The 22,942-nt window shown below is 68.7% G+C and carries 22 protein-coding genes; 18 read left to right on the top strand and 4 right to left on the bottom strand.

Translation table 11 applies throughout. The annotated features are described in order from the left end of the window. Positions 1–49: 49 nt before the first annotated feature. Positions 50–1,207 carry a TAXI family TRAP transporter solute-binding subunit gene (locus ACOQOP_RS11750; protein WP_420561996.1) on the bottom strand — a complete coding sequence of 386 codons (1,158 nt, stop codon included), beginning with the start codon at positions 1,205–1,207 and terminating at the stop codon, positions 50–52. A 121-nt stretch (positions 1,208–1,328) separates the two neighbouring features. Between ACOQOP_RS11750 and ACOQOP_RS11745 the strand changes: the two genes are divergently transcribed. Then, a complete protein-coding gene (locus ACOQOP_RS11745) occupies positions 1,329–2,210 on the top strand; it encodes a 3-keto-5-aminohexanoate cleavage protein (RefSeq protein WP_420561995.1) in 882 nt (293 codons plus the stop codon). Position 2,211: 1 nt separating this feature from the next. Here ACOQOP_RS11745 and ACOQOP_RS11740 read toward each other — a convergent pair whose 3' ends face one another. Continuing rightward, positions 2,212–2,613 (bottom strand): RidA family protein, encoded by a 402-nt coding sequence (locus tag ACOQOP_RS11740; protein WP_420561994.1) that lies wholly within the window; start codon positions 2,611–2,613, stop codon positions 2,212–2,214. Positions 2,614–2,751: 138 nt separating this feature from the next. Between ACOQOP_RS11740 and ACOQOP_RS11735 the strand changes: the two genes are divergently transcribed. The 4 genes from ACOQOP_RS11735 to ACOQOP_RS11720 all read left to right on the top strand — a co-directional run bounded on the left by ACOQOP_RS11735 (position 2,752) and on the right by ACOQOP_RS11720 (position 7,266). Next, positions 2,752–3,345: a TetR/AcrR family transcriptional regulator gene (locus ACOQOP_RS11735; RefSeq protein WP_420561993.1), complete on the top strand. Its 594-nt coding sequence runs from the start codon at positions 2,752–2,754 to the stop codon at positions 3,343–3,345. Positions 3,346–3,462: 117 nt separating this feature from the next. Further along, positions 3,463–4,467, top strand: a complete 1,005-nt coding sequence (locus tag ACOQOP_RS11730; RefSeq protein ID WP_420561992.1) for a zinc-dependent alcohol dehydrogenase family protein — start codon at positions 3,463–3,465, stop codon at positions 4,465–4,467. A gap of 75 nt (positions 4,468–4,542) precedes the next feature. Next, on the top strand, positions 4,543–5,751 hold the full coding sequence (gene pcaF, locus ACOQOP_RS11725) for a 3-oxoadipyl-CoA thiolase (protein WP_420561991.1): 1,209 nt from the start codon (positions 4,543–4,545) through the stop codon (positions 5,749–5,751). A 3-nt stretch (positions 5,752–5,754) separates the two neighbouring features. Beyond that, positions 5,755–7,266 carry a 3-hydroxyacyl-CoA dehydrogenase gene (locus tag ACOQOP_RS11720; protein WP_420561990.1) on the top strand — a complete coding sequence of 504 codons (1,512 nt, stop codon included), beginning with the start codon at positions 5,755–5,757 and terminating at the stop codon, positions 7,264–7,266. On the opposite strand, the gene ACOQOP_RS11715 is transcribed toward ACOQOP_RS11720, so the two are convergent. Beyond that, positions 7,263–8,549, bottom strand: a complete 1,287-nt coding sequence (locus tag ACOQOP_RS11715) for an adenylate/guanylate cyclase domain-containing protein (RefSeq protein WP_420561989.1) — start codon at positions 8,547–8,549, stop codon at positions 7,263–7,265. The two genes, ACOQOP_RS11720 and ACOQOP_RS11715, sit on opposite strands and share 4 nt — an antisense overlap. A gap of 100 nt (positions 8,550–8,649) precedes the next feature. Here ACOQOP_RS11715 and ACOQOP_RS11710 point away from each other — a divergent pair, with 100 nt between their 5' ends. From ACOQOP_RS11710 to ACOQOP_RS11655, 12 genes are all read left to right on the top strand, one after another. Then, positions 8,650–9,558, top strand: coding sequence for an EamA family transporter (locus ACOQOP_RS11710; protein WP_420561988.1), 909 nt, complete (start codon positions 8,650–8,652; stop codon positions 9,556–9,558). Between the two features lie 24 nt (positions 9,559–9,582). Then, positions 9,583–9,909 carry a hypothetical protein gene (locus ACOQOP_RS11705; RefSeq protein ID WP_420561987.1) on the top strand — a complete coding sequence of 109 codons (327 nt, stop codon included), beginning with the start codon at positions 9,583–9,585 and terminating at the stop codon, positions 9,907–9,909. After that, a complete protein-coding gene (locus ACOQOP_RS11700; protein ID WP_420561986.1) occupies positions 9,906–11,288 on the top strand; it encodes a hypothetical protein in 1,383 nt (460 codons plus the stop codon). The genes ACOQOP_RS11705 and ACOQOP_RS11700 overlap by 4 nt, the downstream gene beginning before the upstream one ends. Positions 11,289–11,329: 41 nt before the next feature. Further along, positions 11,330–12,229: a phytanoyl-CoA dioxygenase family protein gene (locus ACOQOP_RS11695; protein WP_420561985.1), complete on the top strand. Its 900-nt coding sequence runs from the start codon at positions 11,330–11,332 to the stop codon at positions 12,227–12,229. A gap of 116 nt (positions 12,230–12,345) precedes the next feature. Further along, complete coding sequence (locus ACOQOP_RS11690; protein ID WP_420561984.1) at positions 12,346–13,995, top strand: FAD/NAD(P)-binding protein; 1,650 nt, start codon at positions 12,346–12,348, stop codon at positions 13,993–13,995. A gap of 107 nt (positions 13,996–14,102) precedes the next feature. Continuing rightward, positions 14,103–15,233, top strand: a complete 1,131-nt coding sequence (locus tag ACOQOP_RS11685; RefSeq protein ID WP_420561983.1) for a M14 family metallopeptidase — start codon at positions 14,103–14,105, stop codon at positions 15,231–15,233. Then, positions 15,230–15,586, top strand: coding sequence for a Spx/MgsR family RNA polymerase-binding regulatory protein (locus ACOQOP_RS11680; protein ID WP_420561982.1), 357 nt, complete (start codon positions 15,230–15,232; stop codon positions 15,584–15,586). The genes ACOQOP_RS11685 and ACOQOP_RS11680 overlap by 4 nt, the downstream gene beginning before the upstream one ends. Positions 15,587–15,596: 10 nt before the next feature. After that, complete coding sequence (locus tag ACOQOP_RS11675) at positions 15,597–16,694, top strand: NAD(P)/FAD-dependent oxidoreductase (protein ID WP_420561981.1); 1,098 nt, start codon at positions 15,597–15,599, stop codon at positions 16,692–16,694. Between the two features lie 10 nt (positions 16,695–16,704). Further along, the gene (locus tag ACOQOP_RS11670) at positions 16,705–17,352 is read left to right on the top strand and encodes a LysE family translocator (protein WP_420561980.1); all 648 of its coding nucleotides are present in this window, start codon (positions 16,705–16,707) and stop codon (positions 17,350–17,352) included. Beyond that, positions 17,349–17,639, top strand: a complete 291-nt coding sequence (locus tag ACOQOP_RS11665; RefSeq protein ID WP_420561979.1) for a (2Fe-2S)-binding protein — start codon at positions 17,349–17,351, stop codon at positions 17,637–17,639. The genes ACOQOP_RS11670 and ACOQOP_RS11665 overlap by 4 nt, the downstream gene beginning before the upstream one ends. Next, on the top strand, positions 17,639–19,030 hold the full coding sequence (locus ACOQOP_RS11660) for an FAD-dependent oxidoreductase (protein WP_420561978.1): 1,392 nt from the start codon (positions 17,639–17,641) through the stop codon (positions 19,028–19,030). The genes ACOQOP_RS11665 and ACOQOP_RS11660 overlap by 1 nt, the downstream gene beginning before the upstream one ends. A 176-nt stretch (positions 19,031–19,206) precedes the next feature. Then, complete coding sequence (locus ACOQOP_RS11655) at positions 19,207–19,998, top strand: DUF1194 domain-containing protein (RefSeq protein ID WP_420561977.1); 792 nt, start codon at positions 19,207–19,209, stop codon at positions 19,996–19,998. 15 nt (positions 19,999–20,013) lie between these two features. Here the strand turns inward: ACOQOP_RS11655 and ACOQOP_RS11650 are convergent, their stop codons facing one another. Beyond that, entirely contained in the window at positions 20,014–21,729 is a 1,716-nt protein-coding gene (locus ACOQOP_RS11650; protein ID WP_420561976.1) for a hypothetical protein, read from the bottom strand. 232 nt (positions 21,730–21,961) lie between these two features. Here ACOQOP_RS11650 and ACOQOP_RS11645 point away from each other — a divergent pair, with 232 nt between their 5' ends. Next, positions 21,962–22,903: a DUF6635 family protein gene (locus tag ACOQOP_RS11645; protein ID WP_420561975.1), complete on the top strand. Its 942-nt coding sequence runs from the start codon at positions 21,962–21,964 to the stop codon at positions 22,901–22,903. Positions 22,904–22,942: the final 39 nt, after the last annotated feature.

The following is a 22,942-nucleotide window of genomic DNA, read 5'->3' as shown; positions in this document are numbered from 1 at the left end:
CTGCGAGCCTTTCTCTGTAAGTTACGCGACAGGATGGGAACGGACCGGGTCAGCGGATGACCGGGTCCAGACCGGCGGCTTCCAGCGCGGCGATGCGCGCCTTGCCCCAGGCCTCCACGAAGGCGTCCTCGTCCGACGGGGCGTCCTTGGTGAACGCGGCCCAGGCGTCGATCAGCACCTTCTGGCGGCCCACCAGCTTGTCGTTGTGGGCCTGCATCGCGTCGGTCCACACGCCGGCGGCCTTGAAGGCGGCGATGGCGCCGTCATGGTACGGGACGGCCCATTCGAAGGTCTGGTTCTCCAGTGCCCAGCCGGCGGCACCCGGCGCACCGTCCTTGTACATGTCGTAGGTCTCGAGCAGACCGGCGGTCATCGCCTGAGCCAGTTCGGTGGTCATGTCCTCGCGCACGGTCAGGATCGGGTAGGGGTAGGCCTGACCCTGGATGCCTTCCTTCGGCACGTTCGTGCCGGCGCTGACCACGTTCTTGGTGAAGTAGGGGGCCACCGCCATCATGCGGTCCCAGCCGCCCTTGTCGTCGAACGGCAGAGACGGCCAGACCAGGCCGCGCGGGCTGGAGGCGACCGCGTTGGTCGACCCGGATACGGTGATGGCGAAGGCGGCGTCGACCTGGTTGTTGGTCATGCCTTCCCAGGAGGCGCCGAAGCCGGCGAACTCGACCTTTTCAACGTCGTCCCAAGTCAGCCCGGCGAAGGCCAAGATGGCGGTGACGTTGTGGTTCAGGGCGGGGGCGCTCTTTACCCAGGCGACCCGTTTGCCGCGCAGGTCCTTGTATTCCTTCACCCCAGTATCGGCGGCGACGCCAACCATCAGCCCAGCCTTGCCCTTCGAGGACATGATCAGACGCAGCGGCTGCGGGCCCCAGTCGGGCTTGGCGAACTCGAACACGCCTTCCTGGGCGAAGTAGGTGCCCACGCCGTTGGAGACGGCATCGGCCTTGCCGACCTTGAGCGGGGTCAGGCGGGCGATGTCGTTGGCGCCCGGCAGGACGCGCAGGTTGACGTCGTATTTCTCCTTGAAGGCCTTGCCGATGGCGACCGACTGGGCATGGCCAGAGGAGCCGGTGTCATAGGCGGACCAGATCAGGGTATCGGGAAGCTTGACTTCGGCCGACGCGGCGCCGGCGAAGGAAAGGGCGGCGGCGCCAGCAATGGCGGCCACCGCGCGGGCGCGCAGTGTCATTTCCATGGTTTCCTCCATCTGTTCACTTCAAGGCCGGGTTGTGTCCCGACTTCCTGTCAGGGGAGTATGCCGATTGAGAGTTGGTATACAAGCGCGCGTATGACAGGCGCCGGATCGGGAGGAACACATGAACGAGAGGACGGTTATCACCTGCGCGCTGACCGGCGGTTTCGACACGGTCGACAAGAATCCGGCCGTACCGGTGAGCCCGGAACAGATCGCCACCTCGGCCTTGGAGGCGGAGCGGGCCGGGGCGGCGATCGCCCATATCCACGTGCGTGATCCGGCCACCGGCAAGCCGTCGATGGACCCGGCCCTGTACCGCGAGACGGTGGAGCGGATCCGGGACGCCGGCTCCAAGCTGGTGCTCAACCTGACCACCGGTCCGGGCGCGCGCTACATCCCGGGCACCCAGGACCCGATGGTCCCGGCCCCCGGCACCACCCTGAAGACGCCGCAGGAGCGGGTCGACCATATCGACGAACTCCGCCCGGAAGTCTGCACGCTGGATATCGCGACGATGAATTTCGGCGAGCATGTGTTCATGAACACGCCGGCCCATCTGCGCGAGATGGCGGCGCGGATCCGCGACAGCGGGGTGAAGCCGGAGCTGGAGGTCTTCGATGCCGGCCATGCCCGGCTGGCGGCCCAACTGGTCAAGGAAGGGCTGGTCGACGCGCCGCCGATGTTCCAGCTTTGCCTCGGCATTCCCTGGGGGGCGCCGGCGACGGCGGAGACCATGACCTACCTCGCCAGCCTGCTGCCGGAGGGGGCGGTCTGGTCCGGTTTCGGGATCAGCCGCATGCAGTTCCCGATGGCCGCCCAGGCGGTGATCCTGGGCGGCCATGTGCGGGTCGGCCTCGAGGACAATCTCTATATGGACCGCGGTGTGCTGGCCCCGTCCAACGCGGCGCTGGTGGAGCGGGCCGTGACGATCGTGGAGGCGCTCGGCTCCAAGGTCGCCACGCCGGACGAGGCGCGGGAGATCTTCTCGATCAAGGGGCAGTAGCTCAGGCGGCCTCAGGCAGGCGGGCGACGACCTTGATCTCGAAGTCGAACCCGGCGAGCCAGGTGACGCCCACCGCCGTCCAGTTCGGATAGGGTTTGTCTGGGAAGGCGCGGCTCTTGACCTCCATGATGTCGTCGAACTGGGCCTCCGGATCGGTGTGGAAGGTAGTCACGTCAATAATGTCGTCGAACGTGGCGCCGGCCGCTTTCAGGACTGCGCGGAGGTTGTCGAAGGCACGCTCGACCTGCTTCTTGAACTCGGGCTCGGGCGAGCCGTCCTCACGGCTGCCGACCTGTCCGGAAACGAACAGCAGATCGCCGGAGCGGATCGCGGCGGAGTAGCCGTGCTTCTCGTACAGGACGTGCCGGTGCTCGTTGGCGGGGAAGAGTGCATCGCGGGGCATGTGTGACGTCCTTTGTTTGACGGAGACGGCGTTCCCAGCGGGGTGTGGTTTGGGATACGCTTCGTATGTGATCTGGTGACATACGGGTCATATGTCAAATGAAATACGCTCCGTATGTGAAAATGGAGGCACGGATCCGTGGTCACGCGTCGGATCGAGACGATGGAGAAGAACCGGGCGGCGCTGATCGCGGCGGCCCGTATGGCTTTCGCCGAAAAGGGATACGCGGCCGCATCGATGGACGACCTGACAGCCGCGGCCGGACTGACGCGCGGCGCGCTCTATCATAATTTCGGTGACAAGCGCGGCCTGCTCGCCGCCGTGGTCGGCCAGATCGATACCGAGATGGCGACCCGGGCGAAGGAGATCGGCGCCAGGGCGGCGACCGGCTGGGACGCCCTGCTGGCGGAAGCGGAGGCCTATATCGAGATGGCGCTGAACCCGGAGGTCCGCCGGATCGTCCTCCTCGACGGGCCGGCCTTCCTCGGCGATCCGTCCCAGTGGCCGAGCCAGGACAGTTGCCTGCAGGTCACGTTGACGGCGGTGACGCGGCTCATCGCCGATGGCGTTATGAAGCCGGTCGATCCGGAGGCGGCGGCCCGGCTGCTCAGCGGCGCCGCCCTGAACGCCGCCCTGTGGGTCGCCGCCAGCGACGATCCGTCCACGGTCCTGCCCCGGGCGGTCGACACCTTCCGCGAGCTCGCCACCGGGCTACTGGCGGAGCGCGGGTGAGCGTGCGTTGACGGGCGGCCGGTGAATGCTGAATGCTCCCGCCCGACCAATTCGACAGCCGCCTGGTGGCCAACGGCCCGCCTTCGGCGGCCTCTTCGCGACCAAGGGACAGTGATCATGAAAGCCTGGCAGATCGTTTCCGACGGCGGCATCGACGCCCTCACCCTCGCCGATGTGGCAACGCCCGAGCCCGGTCCGGGTGAAGTGCGGGTGAAGATCGCGGCCTCCTCGATCAACTTCCGGGACCTGATGACGATCAAGGATCCCAAGGCCCGCAACCTGCCCTATCCGCGCATCCCCAATTCCGACGGGGCGGGCGCGATCACGGCGGTCGGAGCCGGGGTGACCGGCCTGAAGGTGGGCGACCGGGTCGCCTCCTGCTTCTTCCAGGCCTGGCCGGCGGGGCCGTGCTCGGTCGACGTGATGAACAGCGCGCTGGGCGGCGCCCTGGATGGCGTGCTGGCCGAGGAGGTGGTGCTGAAGGCGGGTGGCGTGATCCCGGTGCCGGAGCATCTCTCCCTGGAACAGGCGGCGACTCTGCCCTGCGCCGCGCTGACCGCCTGGCACGCCCTGGCCGAGGTGGCGCAGGTGAAGGCCGGACAGACGGTCCTGCTGCTCGGCACCGGGGGCGTCTCCATCTTTGCCCTGCAGTTCGCCAAGATCATGGGCGCGCGGGTGATCCTGACCTCCTCCAGCGACGAGAAGCTGGAGCGCGCGAAGGCCATGGGTGCGGACGAGACCGTCAATTACCGCAAGACGCCGGATTGGCAGGATGCGGTGATGGACCTGACCGGCGGGGTCGGCGTCGACACCACGGTGGAGGTCGGCGGCGCCGGCACCCTGTCGCGCTCGATCGCCGCGACCCGGGTGGGCGGTTCCATCGGCCTGATCGGCGTGCTGACCGGCGGCGAGATCAACCCGACCCTGATCATGCGCAAGTCGCTGAAGGTCCAGGGGATCTATGTCGGCTCGTCGAAGATGTTCGCCGACATGAACGCGGCGATTTCGCTGCACAGGCTGGAGCCGGTGATCGACCAGACCTTCGCCTTCGACGACGCGAGAGCGGCCTACAAGGCGATGGAGGCGGCCGGCCATTTCGGCAAGATCGTCATCACCGCCTGACCGCTCGGTCGATTGACCGTCCCTGACCTGCATGGCACATCAGGTGCCGAAAAAAGATCGTTCCCGGAGGAAACCATGACCGAGGCCTTCATCTGCGACGCCGTCCGCACGCCGATCGGACGTTACGGTGGGGCGCTCGCCCAGGTCCGTACCGACGATCTGGCGACCGTGCCGCTCAAGGCGCTGATGGAGCGCAATCCGTCGGCCGACTGGGAAGCGGTGGATGAGGTGTTCTACGGCTGCGTCAACCAGGCCGGCGAGGACAACCGCAACGTCGCCCGCATGGCGCTGCTGCTCGCCGGCATCCCGGCCAGCGTGCCGGGCGTGACGGTGAACCGGCTCTGCGCCTCCGGCATGATGGCCGTCGCCGACGCGGCCCGTCAGATCAAGACCGGGGAGGGCGACTTCGCCATCGCGGGCGGGGTGGAGAGCATGACTCGCTCGCCCTTCGTCATGGCCAAGGCCGGCACCGCCTTCGCCCGCACCGCCGAGATGCACGACACCACCATCGGCTGGCGCTTCGTCAATCCGGAGATGGAGAAGCGCTTCGGCACCGACAGCATGCCGGAGACAGGCGAGAACGTGGCCGAGAAGTACCAGGTCCGCCGCGAGGACCAGGACCTGTTCGCCTACAACTCCCAGCGCAAGGCCGGTGAGGCCATGGCGCGCGGCCGTCTGGCCAAGGAGATCGTCCCGGTCGAGATCAGGGGCCGCAAGGGCGACGTGATCGTGGTCGATACCGACGAGCACCCGCGCCCGGACACCACCCTGGAGAAGCTGGCGAAGCTGCCCACCCCGTTCCGCAAGGACGGCGGCTCGGTCACCGCCGGCAACGCCAGCGGCGTCAACGACGGCTCGGCCGCCATGCTGGTCGCCAGCGAGGCGGCCGCGAAGAAGCACGGCCTGACCCCGCGCGCCCGCATCGTCGCGGCGGCGGCGGCCGGTGTGGAGCCGCGGATCATGGGCATCGGCCCGGCGCCGGCGTCCCAGAAGGCGCTGCGGATCGCCGGCCTGTCGATCGACGACATGGACGTGCTGGAACTGAATGAGGCCTTCGCCAGCCAGGTGCTCGCCAGCCTGCGCGAGCTCGGCGTGGCCGACGACGATCCCCGGGTGAACCCGAATGGCGGCGCAATCGCGCTTGGCCATCCGCTGGGCGCCAGCGGCACCCGGCTGATCCAGACCGCGACCGAGACTCTGGTGGAGACCGGCGGCCGCTATGCCCTGTGCACCATGTGCGTCGGCGTCGGCCAGGGCATGGCCGTGATCATCGAGAGGGTCTGATCGATGGTGGATGTGACCTCCCCCGACCTCGTCATCGGCGTCGTCGGCTGCGGCGCCATGGGCCAGGGCATCATCCAGGTGGCGCTGCAGGGCGGCATGAAGGTGGTCGCCCATGACGCCATGGTCGGCGGGGCGGAGGCCGGTGCGAAGAAGGTCATCGGCCGGCTCGAGCGGCTGGTGGAGAAGGGCACGCTGGAGGCCGATGCGGCCGCCGCGATGAAGGAGAAGCTCGTCGTCTCCAACGGCATCGAGGATCTCGCCCCCTGCGGCGTGGTCGTCGAGGCCGTGTTCGAGGACATCGACGTCAAGCGCGACCTGTTCACCGCCATCGAGGGTGTGGTGGCGGAGGATGCGATCATCGCCTCCAACACCTCTTCCCTGCCGATCGGCTCCATCGCCCGGGTCTGCAAGAAGCCCGGCCGGATCGCCGGGCTGCATTTCTTCAACCCGGTGCCGCTGATGCGCCTGGTGGAAATCATCCAGGGCCCGGCCACCGAGGATGCGGTGATCGAGAAGCTGGTCACCGTCGGCGAGCGCTTCGGCCGCACCCCGGTGGTGGTCAAGGACAGCCCGGGCTTCCTGGTCAATCTCGGCGGCCGCGCCTTCACCACCGAGGGCCTGCACCTGGAGCACGAGGCGGTGGCCACCCCCGCCCAGGTCGATGCGGTGATGCGTGACTGCGGGCATTTCCGCATGGGGCCGTTCCAGCTCATGGACCTGACCGGGATCGACGTGAACTACCCGGTCTCCATGATCGTGTTCGAGCAGTTCCTGAACGATCCGCGCCTGCGGACCACGCCGCTGCACCGGGCGCTGGCGGAGGCCGGGCGGTTCGGCCGCAAGACCGGCCAGGGTCATTTCCGGTATGACGACAAGGGCCAGGTGATCGACCCGCCGAGCCCCGACCACGTCACCGACGCCGCCCCGGCCATGACCGTCGCCGTCGCCACCGACGGGGACGAGGCGCTGACCGAGCTGCTGGAGCGGGCCGGGCTCAGCGTTCGCAACGATGACGGCTCGATGCCCATCGTCGCCGCCCTCTACGGCGAGGACGCGACCGGCTTCGCCGCGCGCACCGGCACCGACCACACGCGGCTGGTGGCGATCGACACCACCGGCGACACCTCCAAGCGCATCACCCTGATGACCGCGCCGGCGGCCGATCCGGCTTACCGCGACGCGGTGGCGGCGGCCTTCGCCAAGGCGGGCGTGGCGCCGACGGTGATCCAGGACAGCCCGGGCTTCATCCTGCAGCGGATGCGGGCGATGATCGCCAATCTCGGCTGCGAGATGGCGCAGATCGCGCTGGCCACGCCGTCGGACATAGATACGGCGATGAAGCTCGGCCTGAACTATCCGCTCGGCCCGCTGGAGATCGCCGAGCAGATGGGGGTGAAGCGGACCTACGAGATCCTCTCGGCGATCCACGACGCGACCCAGGATCCGCGGTACCGGCCGTCCCTGTGGCTGCGTCGGCGGGCGCTGCTGGGCCTCGGCGCGCACCAGGTGGCTTAAGCGCCGCCAAACACCCGGACGCCTGCCGCGTGCCCGCGGACGGCGACCTCGCCCAGGTCTTGAAGGCCGCTGGTATCCCCGGCGGCCTTCGCCGCTTCGGCGCTGACCATCAGCCGGGTGCCGTGCTGCTTGTTCAGCTCCTCGAGCCGGGCGGCCACGTTCACCGTGTCGCCGTAAACGGTGTAGGTCTGGCGTTCGCGGCTGCCGGCGAGCCCGGCGATGACCTCGCCGGTATGGATGCCGATCCGCACCGAGATTCGCTCGCCGTTGAAGCTCTCGGTATCGATCGCCGACAGGATGGCGTTCGCGGTGTCGAGGGCCGCCGCCGCGTGGTCCGGCACATCGGCCGGGGCGTTGAAGGCGATCAGCAACCCGTCGCCGTGGAAGTTGACGATCACCCCGCCGCGCTGTGCCGCGATCGCGCCGATCCGCTCGAAATAAGCGTTCAGCAGGGACAGGACCACGTCCGGGGTGCGGCTCTCCGACAGGGTGGTGAAGCCGGCGATGTCGGTGAACAGTACCGTCGCCTCGCGCTTGGCCGGCTCCAGGGTGGCGCCGCTCTCCGCGAGACGGGCGACGACCTCCGGCGGGGCGAAGCGGCCGAACAGGCCGGTGATGCGCTGACGCCCGGTCTCCGAGCGGATCCACAGGATCACCACCCGCCGCGCCCGGTGGACGGCGAAGGCCATCAGGGCAGTCAGGATAAGGATCGCTAGGGATTCCTCCACCCGCCCGCCGGTATTGACGAAATCGGGGTTCAGCAGCAGGTCGGAGTAGGAATAGGGGTCGCCCAGATCGCTCCACTGCAGCGGCTGCTCGAGGGGCGCCGTGATCCAGTAGTAGGCGGCCGCCCAGGTCGCCACGATCGCCCCGCCGCACCACAGGATCAGCCTCGGCGACAGGGACAGGGCGGCGGCCCCGAGGATCGGCAGGAAATAGTGGATGCCGTAGGCCCGGAAGGTGAAATGCTGGGGCACGTCCTCGCTGAGGCTGAGCGGCAGCAGGACGAAGATCGCGCCCACCATGAGGATGTCGGTCGTGAAGATCAGGTAGCGGTAGATCGCGTGGTCGTATTCGGAGCCGACGATCCGCCGGTACCCGAGACCGGCCAGGGCGGAGAGCAGCATCAGGATGCTGACCAGGATCGCCTGGGTTGAGAAGATCAGCGGCCAGAGGGCGGCGAGCGTCAGCGCGAGGCCGCGGCCGAGCATCGCCAGGCGAAGCCCCTGATTGGCCGCCTGCCGCAGCCGTTCGCCCCCAGCACCCTCGTCCCGCGATTTCATGCCCGTCAGCCTATAGCGCTTAAACCGCAAGCCAGCATGGCGAAATTCGCGGCTTCCCCGATTGATGTGGGTCGGTAGGCTCGCGATGGGAGGACCAGCCATGCCGATCTGGGCGATCATCGCCGCCTTAGCCGCTTTCGCGCAGACCGCCCGCAATGCCGGGCAGAAGCACCTGGCGGGCTCGATGTCCGCCTGGAGTGCGAGTTGGGTGCGCTTCCTGTTCGGCCTGCCCTTCGCGATCGGATACATGGCCTATGCGCTGGGCCTGCGAACCCTGCCGGCCCCGGATGTCCACCTGGAGTTCTTCGTGTGGTGCGCGGGAACGGCGGTGGCGCAGATCCTGGCGACCGTGCTGCTGGTCATGCTGTTCAGCCTGCGCAACTTCGCCGTCGGCTCCTCCTACGCCCGCACCGAGACCATCCCCACGGCCATTCTCGGCTCCACCCTGTTCGGCGAGTCGATCGACGCCGCCGGCTGGATCGCGATCCTGGTCAGCGGGGCGGGGGTGATGCTGATCAGCCTGGCGCGCCAGGGGGTGGGCATGACCTCGCTGCTCGCCTCCGCCTTCAACCGGGCGGCCGGGATCGGGCTGCTCTCCGGTCTGTTCTTCGCGCTCGCCTCCCTGTTCCTGCGGCAGGCCAGCCTCTCCCTCGGCGACGCGGATGTGATGACCACGGCGTCGATGACCCTGGTGGCGGTGATCGTCCTGCAGACCCTCGGCCTGGGCACCTATGTCGCCGTCACACGCCCCTGGGAGATCGCGGCGATCGGCCGGGCCTGGAAGGCGGCAATCTTCGTCGGCTTCACCAGCGCGCTCGGCTCGGCCGGATGGTTCACGGCGATGACCATCGAGCGGGCCTCCTACGTGAAGGCCGTCGGGCAGGTCGAGTTCGTGCTGGCGATCGCGGTGTCGATCCTGGTGTTCAAGGAACGGCCGAGCCTGCGCGAGATGATCGGCATGAGCCTTGTCGCGGTGGGTATTGTTGTGCTCCTGGTCTTTGCCAGATGATCACCACAGCCCTAGGGTAGCCTGATGAGCGACGAACAGAACGACCAGCCGCCCCCGCCCACCTTCTGGCAGCGCCCCGCCGTCCGCGGTGTCGTCAACGGTGTGGTCTTCGCCGGCCTGCTGATGGTGATGCAGGTGAACGGCGTGTTCCAGCCGCCCCGGCCGCTGAACGAGGAGCTGATCACCCAGGACCTCATGGCCGGCGTGATCTTCGGTTTCCTGATGTACGCGATCGAGCTGTGGAAGCGGCAGCGCAAGCTCAAGGCGGAGACGGCCGCCCGCATGGAAGTCGAACGGCGCCTGGCGCGTGAGGCGGACGACGAGGACGACGACGACCGTCCATCGCGATGACCGAGATGCCGCCGATCCCGGCGCTTGAGCCCCGGGGGACGGGTCATCGCTTCGTGATCTATGGGGATGCCTGCGCCGGCGAGCCGGGTGGGCGGCACGAGGCGAGTTTCGCGCGGGTGAATGCGGTGGTGCGCCGGTTCTCGCCGGAGCCGGAGTTCATCGTCTTCCCCGGTGACGAGATCATCGGCCTGACCCGCGACGAGGCCGCCCTGCGCGCCCAGTGGCGGCACTGGTTCGACGTGGAGATGGCCTGGCTTGACCGGGACCGCATCCCGCTGTTCCACACCACCGCCAACCACACGACCTACGACCCAATGAGCGAGCGGGTCTTCGCCGAGGTGATGGCGCATCTGCCGCGCAACGGGCCGCCGGGTCAGGAGGGGCTGTCCTATTGGGTGCGGCGCGGCGACCTGCTGATGGTCTTCGTGCACACCCTGTGGTCGGGGCTGGGCGGCGAGGGGCATGTGGAGACGGACTGGCTGGACGCCACCCTGGCGGCGCATGCCGATGCCCGTCACAAGCTCGTGATCGGCCACCATCCGGTTTACCCGGTGAACGGCTTCGAAGGACCGTTCCAGCGCGAGATCGGCCCGCCCCATGCAGAGGCGTTCTGGGCCATACTCGTACGGCACGGCGTGCTGGCCTTTCTCTGCAGCCACATCCTGGCCTTCGACGTTCAGGTGCATGACGGCGTGCTGCAGGTGACCAGTGCCGGCGCGGGGACCGCCCACCGGATGCCAGAAGGGTTGGAATACCTGCACGCCCTGCAGGCAGCCCTGGACGACCAGGGCTTCCGGTTCCGGGTGGTCGACGATACCGGGACCGTGCGCGAGGCGCTGTCCTGGCCGCCGGTCGTCCCGCCGGTGACCTGGTGGCAGGAGTTGGGGGGCGGACCGGTCGACGAGACGCCGGTCGCCGACGGACCGCTGGGCGCCTCCATCCGGTTCTGGCGGATCGCGGGGCACGCGTCCGGCGGCGCCGCCCAGGCCCAGACCCTGGTGGAGGGGAGCGCGGGCGACGACGCGGTGCCGCCGCTGTGGATCGGTTTGGCCGGGCCGGATCAGCGGCTGCTGGTGGTGCTGGGCTCGGCACCCGGGCGCAGTCCCCATACCTGGTACGGCCCCTCCCTGGCGCCGGGTGCGGCCTTCGACATCCAGATCGCGCTTCATGGTGCGATGGGGCCGGGCGGCCTGCTCTGGCGCTGGGACGACGCGTCCACCTGGTCGTCCTTGCGGGGCGCCTCGGCCCAGGGCTTGGAGCGGGCGGCGCCGGTCACCGGCTGGACAATCGGCCACACGGCCGTCTCCGCCACCGACCGGCCCTTCCTCGGGTCGGAACTTCGGGTCTGGACGACCCATGCCCCGCAGGGTGAAATCTAGGCAACGGACGACAGATCCGGCCCCATGCGGAGGACTAGGGAATGATCAGCGAGGCAGATGCCGCGTTCTATCGCGAGAACGGCTACCTGGTGGTCGAGAACGTCTACGCGCCCGAAGAGGTCAAGGCGATGCGCGACGCGCTGGCCGGCCTGATCGACAAGGCGCGCGGCCTGACCGACCACGACAGCATCTACGACCTGGAGCCGGGACACACGCCCGAGAACCCGCGGGTCCGTCGAATCAAGAAGCCGTTCGAGGCCGATGCGGTGTTCCGCGACATGGTCGAGCACCCGAACCTGATCGCCATCCTCTCCAAGATCGTCTCGCCGGACCTGCGCCTGCATGGCGGCAAGATCAACATCAAGGCGGCCGAATACGGCTCGCCGGTGGAGTGGCACCAGGATTGGGCGTTCTATCCGCATACCAACGACGACGTGCTGGCCGTGGGCGTGCTGCTGGACGACACGTCGGAGGAGAACGGCCCGCTGATGGTCATGCCGGGCAGTCACAAGGGGCCGACCTACGACCACCACGTGGACGGGCATTTCGCCGGGGCCATGGACCCGAGCGCCTGTGACCTGGACTTCTCCAAGGCGGTGGCGCTGACCGGCAAGGCGGGCTCCTGCACCTTCCACCATGTGCGCGCGGTGCACGGCTCGGCCCAGAACACCTCCGGCCGGGACCGCCAGCTCTTGCTCTATCAGATCGCCGCCGCCGATGCCTGGGACCTGCGCGGCCTGCCGTCGAGCTGGGAGGAGAACGAGAGCCGGATGATCGCCGGGACCTCGACCCTGACCCCTCGGGTGGTCGACTGCCCGGTGCGGCTGCCCTATCCCAAGGCCAAGCGTGAGGGGTCGATCTACGAGAACCAGACCGCGCTGAAGAACCGCTATTTCGCCTTCGACCCGAAGGCCGGCAGCAAGGTTGCTGCCGCCGAGTAGCCCCTGTTGGGCGAGGCATTTGTGACAGTGGCGGCTTCGGAAGGCGGGAACGCAATCCCGTCTGCGGCGTTATCCGGCAGCGTTACCGGGGGGCGACGCGTCGCTTCGGAGTGGCCGTGTCCAGAAAGATCGTCCTCGTCGGCTCCGGTCCGACGGCCGCCTATACGCTGAAATATCTCATCGGGTCCGACACCGGGCTCGACATCCGCGTCTTCGAGGCGGGCGACCGCGCCGGGCCGGGCATGCCCTACAGCCGCCGGTTCAACACGCCCAGCGTTCTCGCCAATATCGTCTCCATCGAGATCCCGCCGATGACCCGAACGCTGGTCGATTGGCTGGACTCCCTCTCCGACAGCCGGCTTGACCGCTACGGCATCGCGCGGTCGGCGATCGCGGAGCGCGGATTCTACCCCCGGGTCGTGCTGGGCGACTATTTCGCCGCGGAATTCGCTGCCCTCTGCCGCAAGGCGGCGCAGCGCGGCCACCGGGTCACCGTGCTCACACACCACCGCGTCGCCGATATCGTGCCGGGCAAGACCGGCTTCCGCATCGTCGCGAACACCCCCGAGGGTACGAGGCGTTTCCGGGCCGACGCGGTAGTGGTGGCGACGGGTCATCGGCAGACGGCGACACGGGAGGCGCCCTATCTCTACCGCTCGCCCTATCCGCTGAAGAAGCTCCGGCTAGGCGAGGACCGGTCGGCGGCGATCATCGGCTCCTCCCTGAGCGCCATCGATGCCGCCCTGACTCTGGCCACCCGCTATGGCGCGTTCGAGGAGATCGGCGGGCGCATCACCTACACCCCAACCTCCGGCAGCCTGCCGCGGATCGCCCTGCTGTCGCGCAAGGGCCTGCTGCCGGAGGCCGATTTCTACTATCCGATCCCGGAGGAGCCGCTGGACATCTTCAGCGAGGCGGCGATCGAGCGGGAGGTCGCCCGCGGCCGGATCGGCCTGCTCTCGCGGGTCATGCGGCTGTTCCGCGCGCAACTCCTGCAGGACGACCCTGACTTCTTCGCCGCGATGTCCCTCAAGCGGTTCACCCCGGAAGGCGTCAACCGCGCCTATTTCGCCCGCCGGGAAAACAGCGACCTGTTCGTCGCCACCAGGGCGAACCTGGCGGAAGCCCGCCGCAATCACCGGGCGCGCCGGACGGTCATGTGGCGCTACACCCTCATGCGCGCCCATGAGATGTTCTCCCTGGTCCTGCCCTATCTGACCGACCGGGACCTGCGCCGGTTCCATGGCACGCTGAAGCCGGTCTTCGCCGACGCCTATGGCTGCGTGCCGCACGCCTCGATCGCCAAGCTGCTCGTCCTCAGGCGGGCCGGGGTGCTGTCGGTGGTGGCCCTGGGGGAACGGGGGCGGGTGGTGCGCCGCGACGGTGCGTTCGTCCTCGAGGGAAGCGGCACCGAGGAGGCTTTCGAGACCCTGATCGACGCCCGCGGCCAGCAGGCGATGACCCTGAACGAGCTGGGGTTCAAGAGCCTGGCCGAGGCGGTGGAGGAGTCCGATCCGTTCCGCAAGAACCCGCGCAGCCGGGCGCGCAACGGCTTCCGCCTCGAATTGAAGCCGGGACTGGCGCAGGAGATCTTCTGCGTCTCGCTCCCGCTGCTGCTCCGGCGGCATCCCTTCGCTCAGGGGCTCGTCTCCTCGGACAATTTCGGCAAGGCGGTGGCCTCCGGCCTGCTGCGGCTCCGCCCTGGGAAGGCGCTCGGCTCCCGCGGACGCAGCAGGATGGGGCACGAGGCACGGGTCCCCGGATAACCCGCGATAGCATGCACGGTGACATTCCGGCGCGGCGCGCTCCCCGGTCTTTTCAATCTCCGGACCGGGGGCTAGGTTCTGAGGCCACCCGGCGCCCAGGAGAGACCGTGATCCATATCTCGAGCCAGTTCGACGGCGGCAATATCGAGGTCGTCGACGCATCCGATCCGAGCGATATCCGCCTCACGATCCGCAAGGACGGCAATTCCGACTTCTTCCAGTGGTTCTACTTCCGCGTCTCGGGCGCGAAGGGCGTACCGCTGACCATGATCATCGAGAATGCCGGCGCCTCCAGCTATCCGAAGGGCTGGGAGGGTTACCGCGCGGTGGTGTCGGAGGACCGGGCCAACTGGTGGCGCACCGAGACCCGGTATGACGGCGGCCGGCTGATCATCTCCCATACACCCGAGACGGACTTCACCTGGTTCGCGTATCTGGCGCCCTACACGCTGGAGCAGCATGCCGATCTGGTCGCCTTCGCCCAGTCCTGCGGCGCGGCCCGGGCCGAGCGGCTGGGCTCGACCCTGGAGGGACGCGACCTCGACCTGCTGACCTTCGGTTCCGGCGAGAAGCCGCTCTGGATCATCGCCCGCCAGCATCCCGGCGAGAGCATGGCCGGCTGGTTCGTGGAAGGCATCGTGGACAAGCTCTGCGACGCCCAGGACCCGGTGACCCGGGGTTTACTGTCCAGGGCGACGATCCATCTGGTGCCGAACATGAACCCGGACGGCGTCTATCGCGGGAACCTGCGGACCAACGCCGCCGGCACCAACCTGAACCGGGAGTGGCGCGAGCCGAGCCTGGAGAAGAGCCCCGAGGTCTATCACGTCGTCAAGCGCATGGGGGAGACCGGGGTCGCCATGTGCCTGGACGCCCATGGGGACGAGGGGCTGCCCTACAACTTCATCGCCGGCTACGAGGGCGTGCCCGACGTCACCGAGGCGCATCTCGCCCCCCTGAACCGGTTCCGTGCCGAGCTGGCGCGCCTGACCCCCGACTTCCAGACCGAGCACGGCTATCCCAAGGCGTCCCCGGGCAAGGGCAACCTGACCACCTCCACCGGGCATATCGCCAGCACCTTCCGCTGTCCGGCGATGACGCTGGAGATGCCGTTCAAGGACACCGCCAACAACCCGATGCCGGAGGTCGGCTGGTCGCCGGACCGCTGCAAGCACCTCGCCGGCAAGTGCCTGGAGGCCATGCTGCTGATGATCGACGACTGGGGGAGCGGGCTGTGATCATCGTCTGGGGGCTGAAGAACTGCGATACCTGCAAGAAGGCCCGGACCTGGCTCGAGGGCAAGGAGGCGGCCTTCGCGTTCAAGGACGTACGGGCCGACGGGCTGACCGCCGACCGGATCACCGAGTGGCTCGCCGCCGTCGGCAGGGACACGCTGATCAACCGGCGCGGCACCACCTGGCGCGGCCTGCCGGCCGAGGTCCAGGCGGCGGCCGAGGCGGACGACAGTGCCGTCGCCCTGATGCAGGCCAACCCGGCGCTGATCAAGCGGCCGATCTTCGAGATGGCCGATGGCTCGGTGATCGTCGGTTTCGCCAAGAAGCAGCAGGACGACGTGGAGGCGGGGCTGTGAGGGCCCAGCCATGAGCGACGTCGCCGTCATCGGCGGCGGTCTTGTCGGCTCCGCCGTCGCCTGGGGACTGGCGCGGGAAGGGGCCAAGGTCACCGTGCTGGACGAGGGCGACGTCGCCTTCCGCGCCAGCCGCGGCAATTTCGGCCTGGTCTGGGTGCAGGGCAAGGGCGAGGGCATGCATGAATACGCTGCCTGGACCCGAAAGAGCGCCGATATCTGGCCAGAGCTCGCCGCCGCCATCGGTGAGGAGGACGGCGTCGATGTCGGTCTGCGCCAGCCCGGCGGGGTGGAAGCCTGTCTGGATGATCAGGAGTACGCCGAAGCCGAACTGTCGGTGAAGCGCATGCACAACCAGCCGGGCGTCGGCGGCAACGACGTTCGGATGATCTCCGCCGCCGAGGCGCGCGAGCTGGAACCGGCGCTCAGCCCGGATATCGCCGGGGCAAGCTTCTGTCCCCATGACGGCCATGTCAGCCCGCTCTACCTGCTGCGCGGCCTGCACGCCGGCCTCGCGCGCCACAAGGTGGATCACAGGCTCGACCACAAGGTGGAGCGGCTCCGGCATACGGGTGACGGCTTCGTGCTGGAGACCGCCCGCGGCACGGTCCATGCCGACCAGATCGTGCTGGCCGCCGGGCTCGGCAACGGTCGGCTGGGACCGATGGTCGGGCTCGACGTGCCGACGGCACCCGACCACGGCCAGATCCTGGTCACCCAGCGGATGCCGAAGCTGTTCAGCCACCCGATCGGCCGGCTGCGCCAGACCGAGGAGGGCTCGGTGATGATCGGCGCCAGCCACGCGCGGATCGGCTACAGCACCGAGCTGGATATCGCCACCTCGGCCAGGCTGGCGGACCGGGCTCGGCGGCTGGTGCCGGCCCTGGGCACGGCACGGATCGTGCGGACCTGGGCCGCCTTGCGGATCATGTCGCCGGACGGTTTCCCGATCTATGCGGAGAGCGAGACCTGCCCCGGCGCCTTCGTCGTCACCTGCCACAGCGGGGTGACCTTGGCCGCAGCCCACGCGCTGGAATTGGCTCCAACGATCCTGCAGGGAACGCTGGCGCAGCGCTTCGAACCGTTCCATTTCAAACGCTTCGCCCGCTGAGGAGCCCGAGATGCCGTCGCTCGACACCCTGATCGTCTTCACCGTCGCCGCCGTGCTGATGAACCTGTCGCCCGGCCCGTCGAACCTCTACATCATGGCCCGCAGCGTCAGTCAGGGCCCGCGCGCCGGGGTGGTGGCGGCGGCCGGGCTGTTCACGGGCTCCTTCGCCCATGTGGCGGCGGCGACCCTGGGCGTTTCGGCCATCGTCCTGGCCTCGGCCGAGGCGTTCACGGTGCTGAAATGGGCGGGTGCCGCCTATCTCGTCTGGCTCGGCATCCAGCATTTCCGGGACTCCGGCGGCATCGTCGTTCCGGTCGGCCGGGTGCCGGCGAAGTCCATGGGGAAGATCTACCGCGAAAGCATCCTGGTGGAGGTGCTGAACCCGAAGACGGCCCTGTTCTTCCTCGCCCTGCTGCCGCAGTTCGTCGACCCGGCCGCCGGCTCGGTGACGGCGCAGAGCCTGATCCTCGGCCTGATCGTCGTCTTCACCGCCATTCCCTCCGACGTCCTGATCGCCTTCGCGTCGGGTGGCGTGGCCCGCAAGCTGTCCGCCAATCCCTGGTTCGCCCGTTGGATGGACCGGGTCTCCGGGGCGGTGCTGATTGGCCTCGGCGGGCTGGTCGCCGCCGGTGAAGCTCCCGAGAGCGCGAAGCCATGACCTTTGCCCGGCTTGCCGGTCCGACCAGGGCCGCCCGTGTCACCCTGACCGTCGATGGCGAGCGCCTGGTCGCCCGCGACGGCGACACCGTCGCCTCGGCGCTGCTCGGCGCCGGCCGCCAGGCGATCCGGCGCTCCGCCGTCAGCGGCGAGCCACGTGCGCCCTACTGCCAGATGGGCGTGTGCTTCGAGTGCCTGGTGGAGATCGACGGCGTCGCCGACCGCCAGGCCTGTCTCGTGCCCGTCCGCAACGGCATGGTCGTCACCACCGGACGGGGGCAGGGATGATGCGCGACCTCGTCGTCATTGGCGCCGGCCCAGCCGGGCTGAGTGCCGCGGCGACCGCCCATGCGCTCGGGCTCGACGCGCTGATCCTGGACGAACAGCCGGCGGCGGGCGGCCAGATCTACCGCAATGTGGAGAGGGTGACCGAGCAGCGACCGGCCGACCTCGCCTTTCTCGGCCGCGACTACGCCCATGGCCGCACCTTGGCCCGCGCCGCCTTCGCGGTCGACCGGCGCCAGGGCGCGACCGTCTGGCATATCGGGCCGATGACGAAGTCCGACGGGCGCCAGGTCGTCTGGTCGGAGGCGGGAGCCGCACAGACGGTCAATGCCCGCGCCGTGCTGATCGCGACCGGGGCAATGGAGCGTCCGGTGCCGATCCCCGGCTGGACCCTGCCCGGCGTGACCACGGTCGGGGCGCTGCAGACCGTGTTGAAGCAGTCCGGGGTCTATCCCCAGGGCCGCGTGGTGCTGGCGGGAAGCGGGCCGCTGCTGATGCTCCTGGCCAGCCAGTATGCCGCGGTCGGCGTGCAGATCGAGGCGATCCTCGACACCACCCCGCCGGGCGCGTTGAACCGGGCGATGCTGTGGCTGCCGCTGGCCCTGGTCGGCGCGCGCCGGACCATGCTGAAGGGGCGCCGGTTGCGGGCCGCCTACGGCCGTGCTGCCCGCCAGGTCTGGAACGGTGTGACCGGCATCCGGGCCGAGGGCGAGGGCGCGTTGCGGGTGGTGCGGTTCACCGATGCCAGCGGCATCACCCGGGAACTGGAGGCCGATACCCTTGCGCTGCACGAGGGGGTGATACCCAACCCGCAGCTTGCGCGGCTGGTCGAGGCCGAGCATGCCTGGGACGCGCGCCAACGCTGTTTCCGGCCGGTGCTCGATGGCTATGGCCGCAGTTCGGCGCCGGGCGTCTATGTCGCCGGGGACGGCGGCGGCATTCTCGGTGCCGAGGCGGCCGAGGCGTCGGGCCGGGTGGCGGCGACGACGGTGGCGCTGTCCTTGGGAAAGATTGCCGAAGCGGAGCGCGAGATCCGGGTGGCGCCTGACCTCGACCGGCTGACCGGCCAGCGCTGGCTGCGGCGGTTCCTCGACGCCATGTTCCCGCCGCCGGACTGGATCGGCCGGATGGCGGATCAGACCGTCGTGTGCCGCTGCGAGGAGGTGCGCGCCGCCGACATCCGCAAGGTGGCCGGCCATGCCCAGGGCCCGAACCAGCTCAAGGCCTATACCCGCGCCGGCATGGGTCCCTGCCAGGGCCGCCTGTGCGGCCACACGGTGACGGAGGTGCTGGCCGAAGCCAAGGCGATGGCGCCGGGCGAGGTCGGCTACTACCACATCCGCCCGCCGGCCAAGCCGGTCACCATCGACGAGCTTGCGGCCCTGGCGGAGTAGTCGCGCGGTCCTCGCGGCGCCCTTCGACATGCCCCCGCTGAAGCGGGGGCCGCTCAGGGTGCGGCCAAAATTACTTCAACGACGTCATCCTGAGCAGCGACCGCAGGGAGCGTGTCGAAGGGCGCCACGATCCTCACCCTCTGGACAGGCTCCGCCACTTCCCCTGCAATAGGGTCATGGTCCGCGCGTTGCTCCTGATCGCGATGCTGTGTGCCGCCGCGTCGGCGCGGGCGGAGCAGGCCGTCGATCTCGAACTTGTGCTTGCGGTCGACGTCTCCGGCTCCATCGACACCTCCGAGGCCATGCTGCAGCGCCAGGGCTATGTCTCCGCCCTGTCCAGCGACGAGGTCATCGCCGCCGTCACGTCGGGACCCCTGGGTCGGATCGCGCTCGCCTATGTGGAATGGGCCGGTCTCGGCACGGCGCGCACGGTGGTCGACTGGCGGCTGATCGACGGCGCCGCCGCTGCCGCCGGGTTCCTCGCCGAGCTGGAAGGCCGCTGGCCCCATACCGGCCGCCGCACCTCCATCAGCGGGGTGATCGAACATGCGCTGCCGATGTTCGAGGGCAACGGCTTCTCCGGTAGCCGTCGGATCATCGACATCTCCGGCGACGGGCCGAACAACCACGGCATGCCGATCCTCACCGCCCGCGGCCGGGCGGCGGAGCAGGGGGTGGGCATCAACGGCCTTGTGATCCTGAACTTCGACCCCGGACCGCTCAACTTCCCGGTCCTGGAGGACCTGGACATCTACTTCGAGGAATGCGTCATCACCGGACAGTCGGCTTTCGTGATCGCGGCCGACGGTTTCGCCGATTTCGGCCGGGCGATCCGACGCAAGCTTGTCTTGGAGATCGCCGGCCTGGCTCCGCCCCGCCCGCCGCTCCAGCGGGCCCAGGGCTATGACTGCCTGATTGGCGAGAAGCAGCTTCGCGAGTGGCTGAAACGGTACCCGTTCGATCCGTGAGACCGGATGCCGCCGCTACTGCATGAAGCCGCAGCGGTAGAGCTGGACGTGGAAGTCGCGCAGCACCCGTTCCTTCTCCGGCCCCGGGACGTCCGCCACCAGCTCGGTCTCGAAGTTCTTGCGGCGCAGGTGCTTCACCACGATGGCCCGGGCCAGCTTTGACGCCTCGCCTTCGGGCAGCATGTCGGGGCTGCACATGGACAGCAACATGAAGGCGCGCACATGCAGCGGCCGGTTGGGGTCGTCCAGCTTGTCGAGGATCTTGTCCTCGGTGATGTAGCGGGCGAGCAGATGGTCGAGCCGGTTGATGATCCGCGTCTTTAGCGTGTCGTCCAGCGAGGAGTCCCGGAACTTGTGATAGACGGCGGTGACCGTCTGCATCTTCTTGTTGGGCGGCCGGTTGTCCTTGATGATCGCCTTCACCGAGTCCGGCCGCACGAACAGGCCCTCAAGCTGCAGGGCGATCTCGTCGCCGATGATCTCGGCCAGGGAACTTTCGGACAGGGAGATCAGGTAGGCCGCCTTGCGCACCGGCTCGCCGAAGGTCGGAAGCAGCCGGCCCGTCGCCTCGCGCAGCCCGTTCGCGCCGCCGCGGTTTAGGATTCGCGACTGGCGGTGGGTCAGAGCCTCGGCCATCGGACCGCCGCCCAGCAGGGTGTCGTCGGGCATCAGGCGGCTGACCAGCCCCTTCAGGGCCTCTTCCTCCTGACCTTCCTCGCGGGACAGCGTGCCCTTGCCCTCCATCTGGCGGCGGATGCGGTCGACCAGGACCATCCTGCTCTCCGGCAGCGCGCCGTCGGCGAGCAGGCCGGTCAGGCGGCTCGCCGTGGCCTCGGGCGCATCGTCGGGCTTGCCTTCGGTTCCCGCGTCGAAGGAACCGTAGGCAAGCTCGATGAGTGCGCCGAGCGCGTCGGCCAGGCTGTTCTTGGGGCCGAGCAGATCCTGCAGGGTCTCGCCGTTGCACAGGGTGTCGGAAATGTAGATGTCGGCCGCTTCCCGCCCGAGCTTGTGCTCGCTCGGCGCGGCCCAGTCCACCGCCTGGGTCAGCTTGCCGAAATAGGAGCGCTGCTGGACCAGCTCCCGGGCGATGGCGACACGGATGAGATAGGCGCAGTCCTCGTTCTCCGCCTGGGCGGAGAGCTGTTCGACCACCGCGCCGTAGCCTTCCCGGGCGATGGCCGGAAGTGTGCGGGCCGCCGCTGTGCGGGCCCGGTCCGACAGGGCGTCGAGAAAGCCGAACAGCGCGTCGCGCCGCGCGGCCGCGTCCCCCGCCTGTGGGTAGGCCTTGGCCTGCAGGGAGGCGACCTTGCCCACGCCCGACATCATCAGGGTGTCGGCATCCATCAGCCGGCGCAGTTCGCGGAACTCGTGCATCACCTCGCTGGCGGTGACGCCGTTCTTGTCCAGATAGCTGCGGAACAGGCGGTTGAGGACGAGGCGGCCGTCGGTGCCGAACAGGGCGTCTGCATCCTCGCAGAGCGGGGCCGAGTCCACATCACCGATCAGGATTCTGTCACTGCCGCCGCTCTTGGTCTTCTCGAAGACCACCTGTTCGCGCGCGGTGTCGCCGCGGGTCGTCTCCTTGACGACACGGACGCCGGTCACGCCCTGGCGGTTCAGGACTTTCTTGGCAAGCTCTTCTGCTTCGGACTGGCTATGGGCACTTGAATCGATGCGCCACTGACCGTCGCGCTGAAGATGAACTTCGAATATCTCGACTTTGTTGACCATGTCCCACTCCGCGTGTCCCGCGGATCTCCCATGCAAAGCCTACGCCAAGACTCGAAAATTGCAACTGTCTGGAATTGTTCGTATTTTAAGAAATAGCCGCCTAATCGCCCGCCTGCATTGACCCCGGCGCCGGAATTGCCATCTACACAATATGCAAGACTTGCCGCCCCAATCGCTCTCCGTTCCCGAACCCGCCGGATTGCCGTTCGATCCGTCGACGGCGCGGTCTGTCGTGGACGACGCGATCACGCGCTATGTGGACAGCCGCCGGGCGCGGGTGAACGACTTCATCGACGTCCATTTCGGCTGGAAGGGTTCGGCCCGGCTGCACCGCAACGCCTTCGGCCTCGATCTCCTGCGCGCACCTCTGAATGTGGCGCTGGTCCCGCCGCAGCTTGCGATAAACCTGTCCGGCATGGTCGTCGAGCGGGTCGGCGCCAAGCGCGCGGGCCACTGGATGAAGAGCCGGCGGCTGATTCTGCGCACCTCGGTCGACCGCGAGCTGGAATGGCGGCTTTGGACCGAGTTCCTGGAGCTGCCCTATGCGGATGGCGAGCGGGTGTCGACCCGCGACGCCTTGGCCGAGGCCATGTTCGCCGATCCGCGGCTGCATCACGCCCTGGGTGAGCCGCTGGCGGAGATCGCAAAGCATGCCGAGGATCCCGACGTCCGGCGCCGGGTGGAGGAGACCCTGGCCGCCTATACCGGCACCCGGGCGGCGGCGTCCGACCTCGTCGGCGCGATGGTGTCCACCGGCGTCGGTTATGCGGCCGCCCATCAGATCACGCCGAGCGTCTGGACGCTGGGGCCGGTGCTTGCCGGCATGCTGGCGCAGCATATGGCGGTCACCACCTTCCCTCTGGGAGCGACCCTGGGTGGGGCGTGGTATGGCGCCTTCCCGGCGGCGGCGAGTTCCATGCTGGTCGGCACGACGGTCGCCTCGCTGGCGGCGGTCGGCGCCATCGTCGCGGCCTTCGCCGGCGTGCTCGCCGATCCGCTGCAGCGCTCGCTCGGCATGCACCGGCGCCGGATGAACCGGATGCTGGACACGATCGAGAAGAATTTCCGCGGCGAAGGACCGGCCGCTTTCTCGCCGCGCGACCATTATGTGGCCCGTCTGGTGGACGCGGTCGACGTGGTTCGGATCGCCCATCGGATCGCCACCGGCTCCTGAGCTACGGGCGACGTTTCTCCCTGGCGCCGCGCCTATGAC

The organism is Thalassobaculum sp. (assembly GCF_965223715.1).
GTDB lineage: Bacteria > Pseudomonadota > Alphaproteobacteria > Thalassobaculales > Thalassobaculaceae > Thalassobaculum.
Note: the sequence above shows the minus strand (reverse complement) of the source record. Positions and strands in the feature narration are given on the sequence as shown.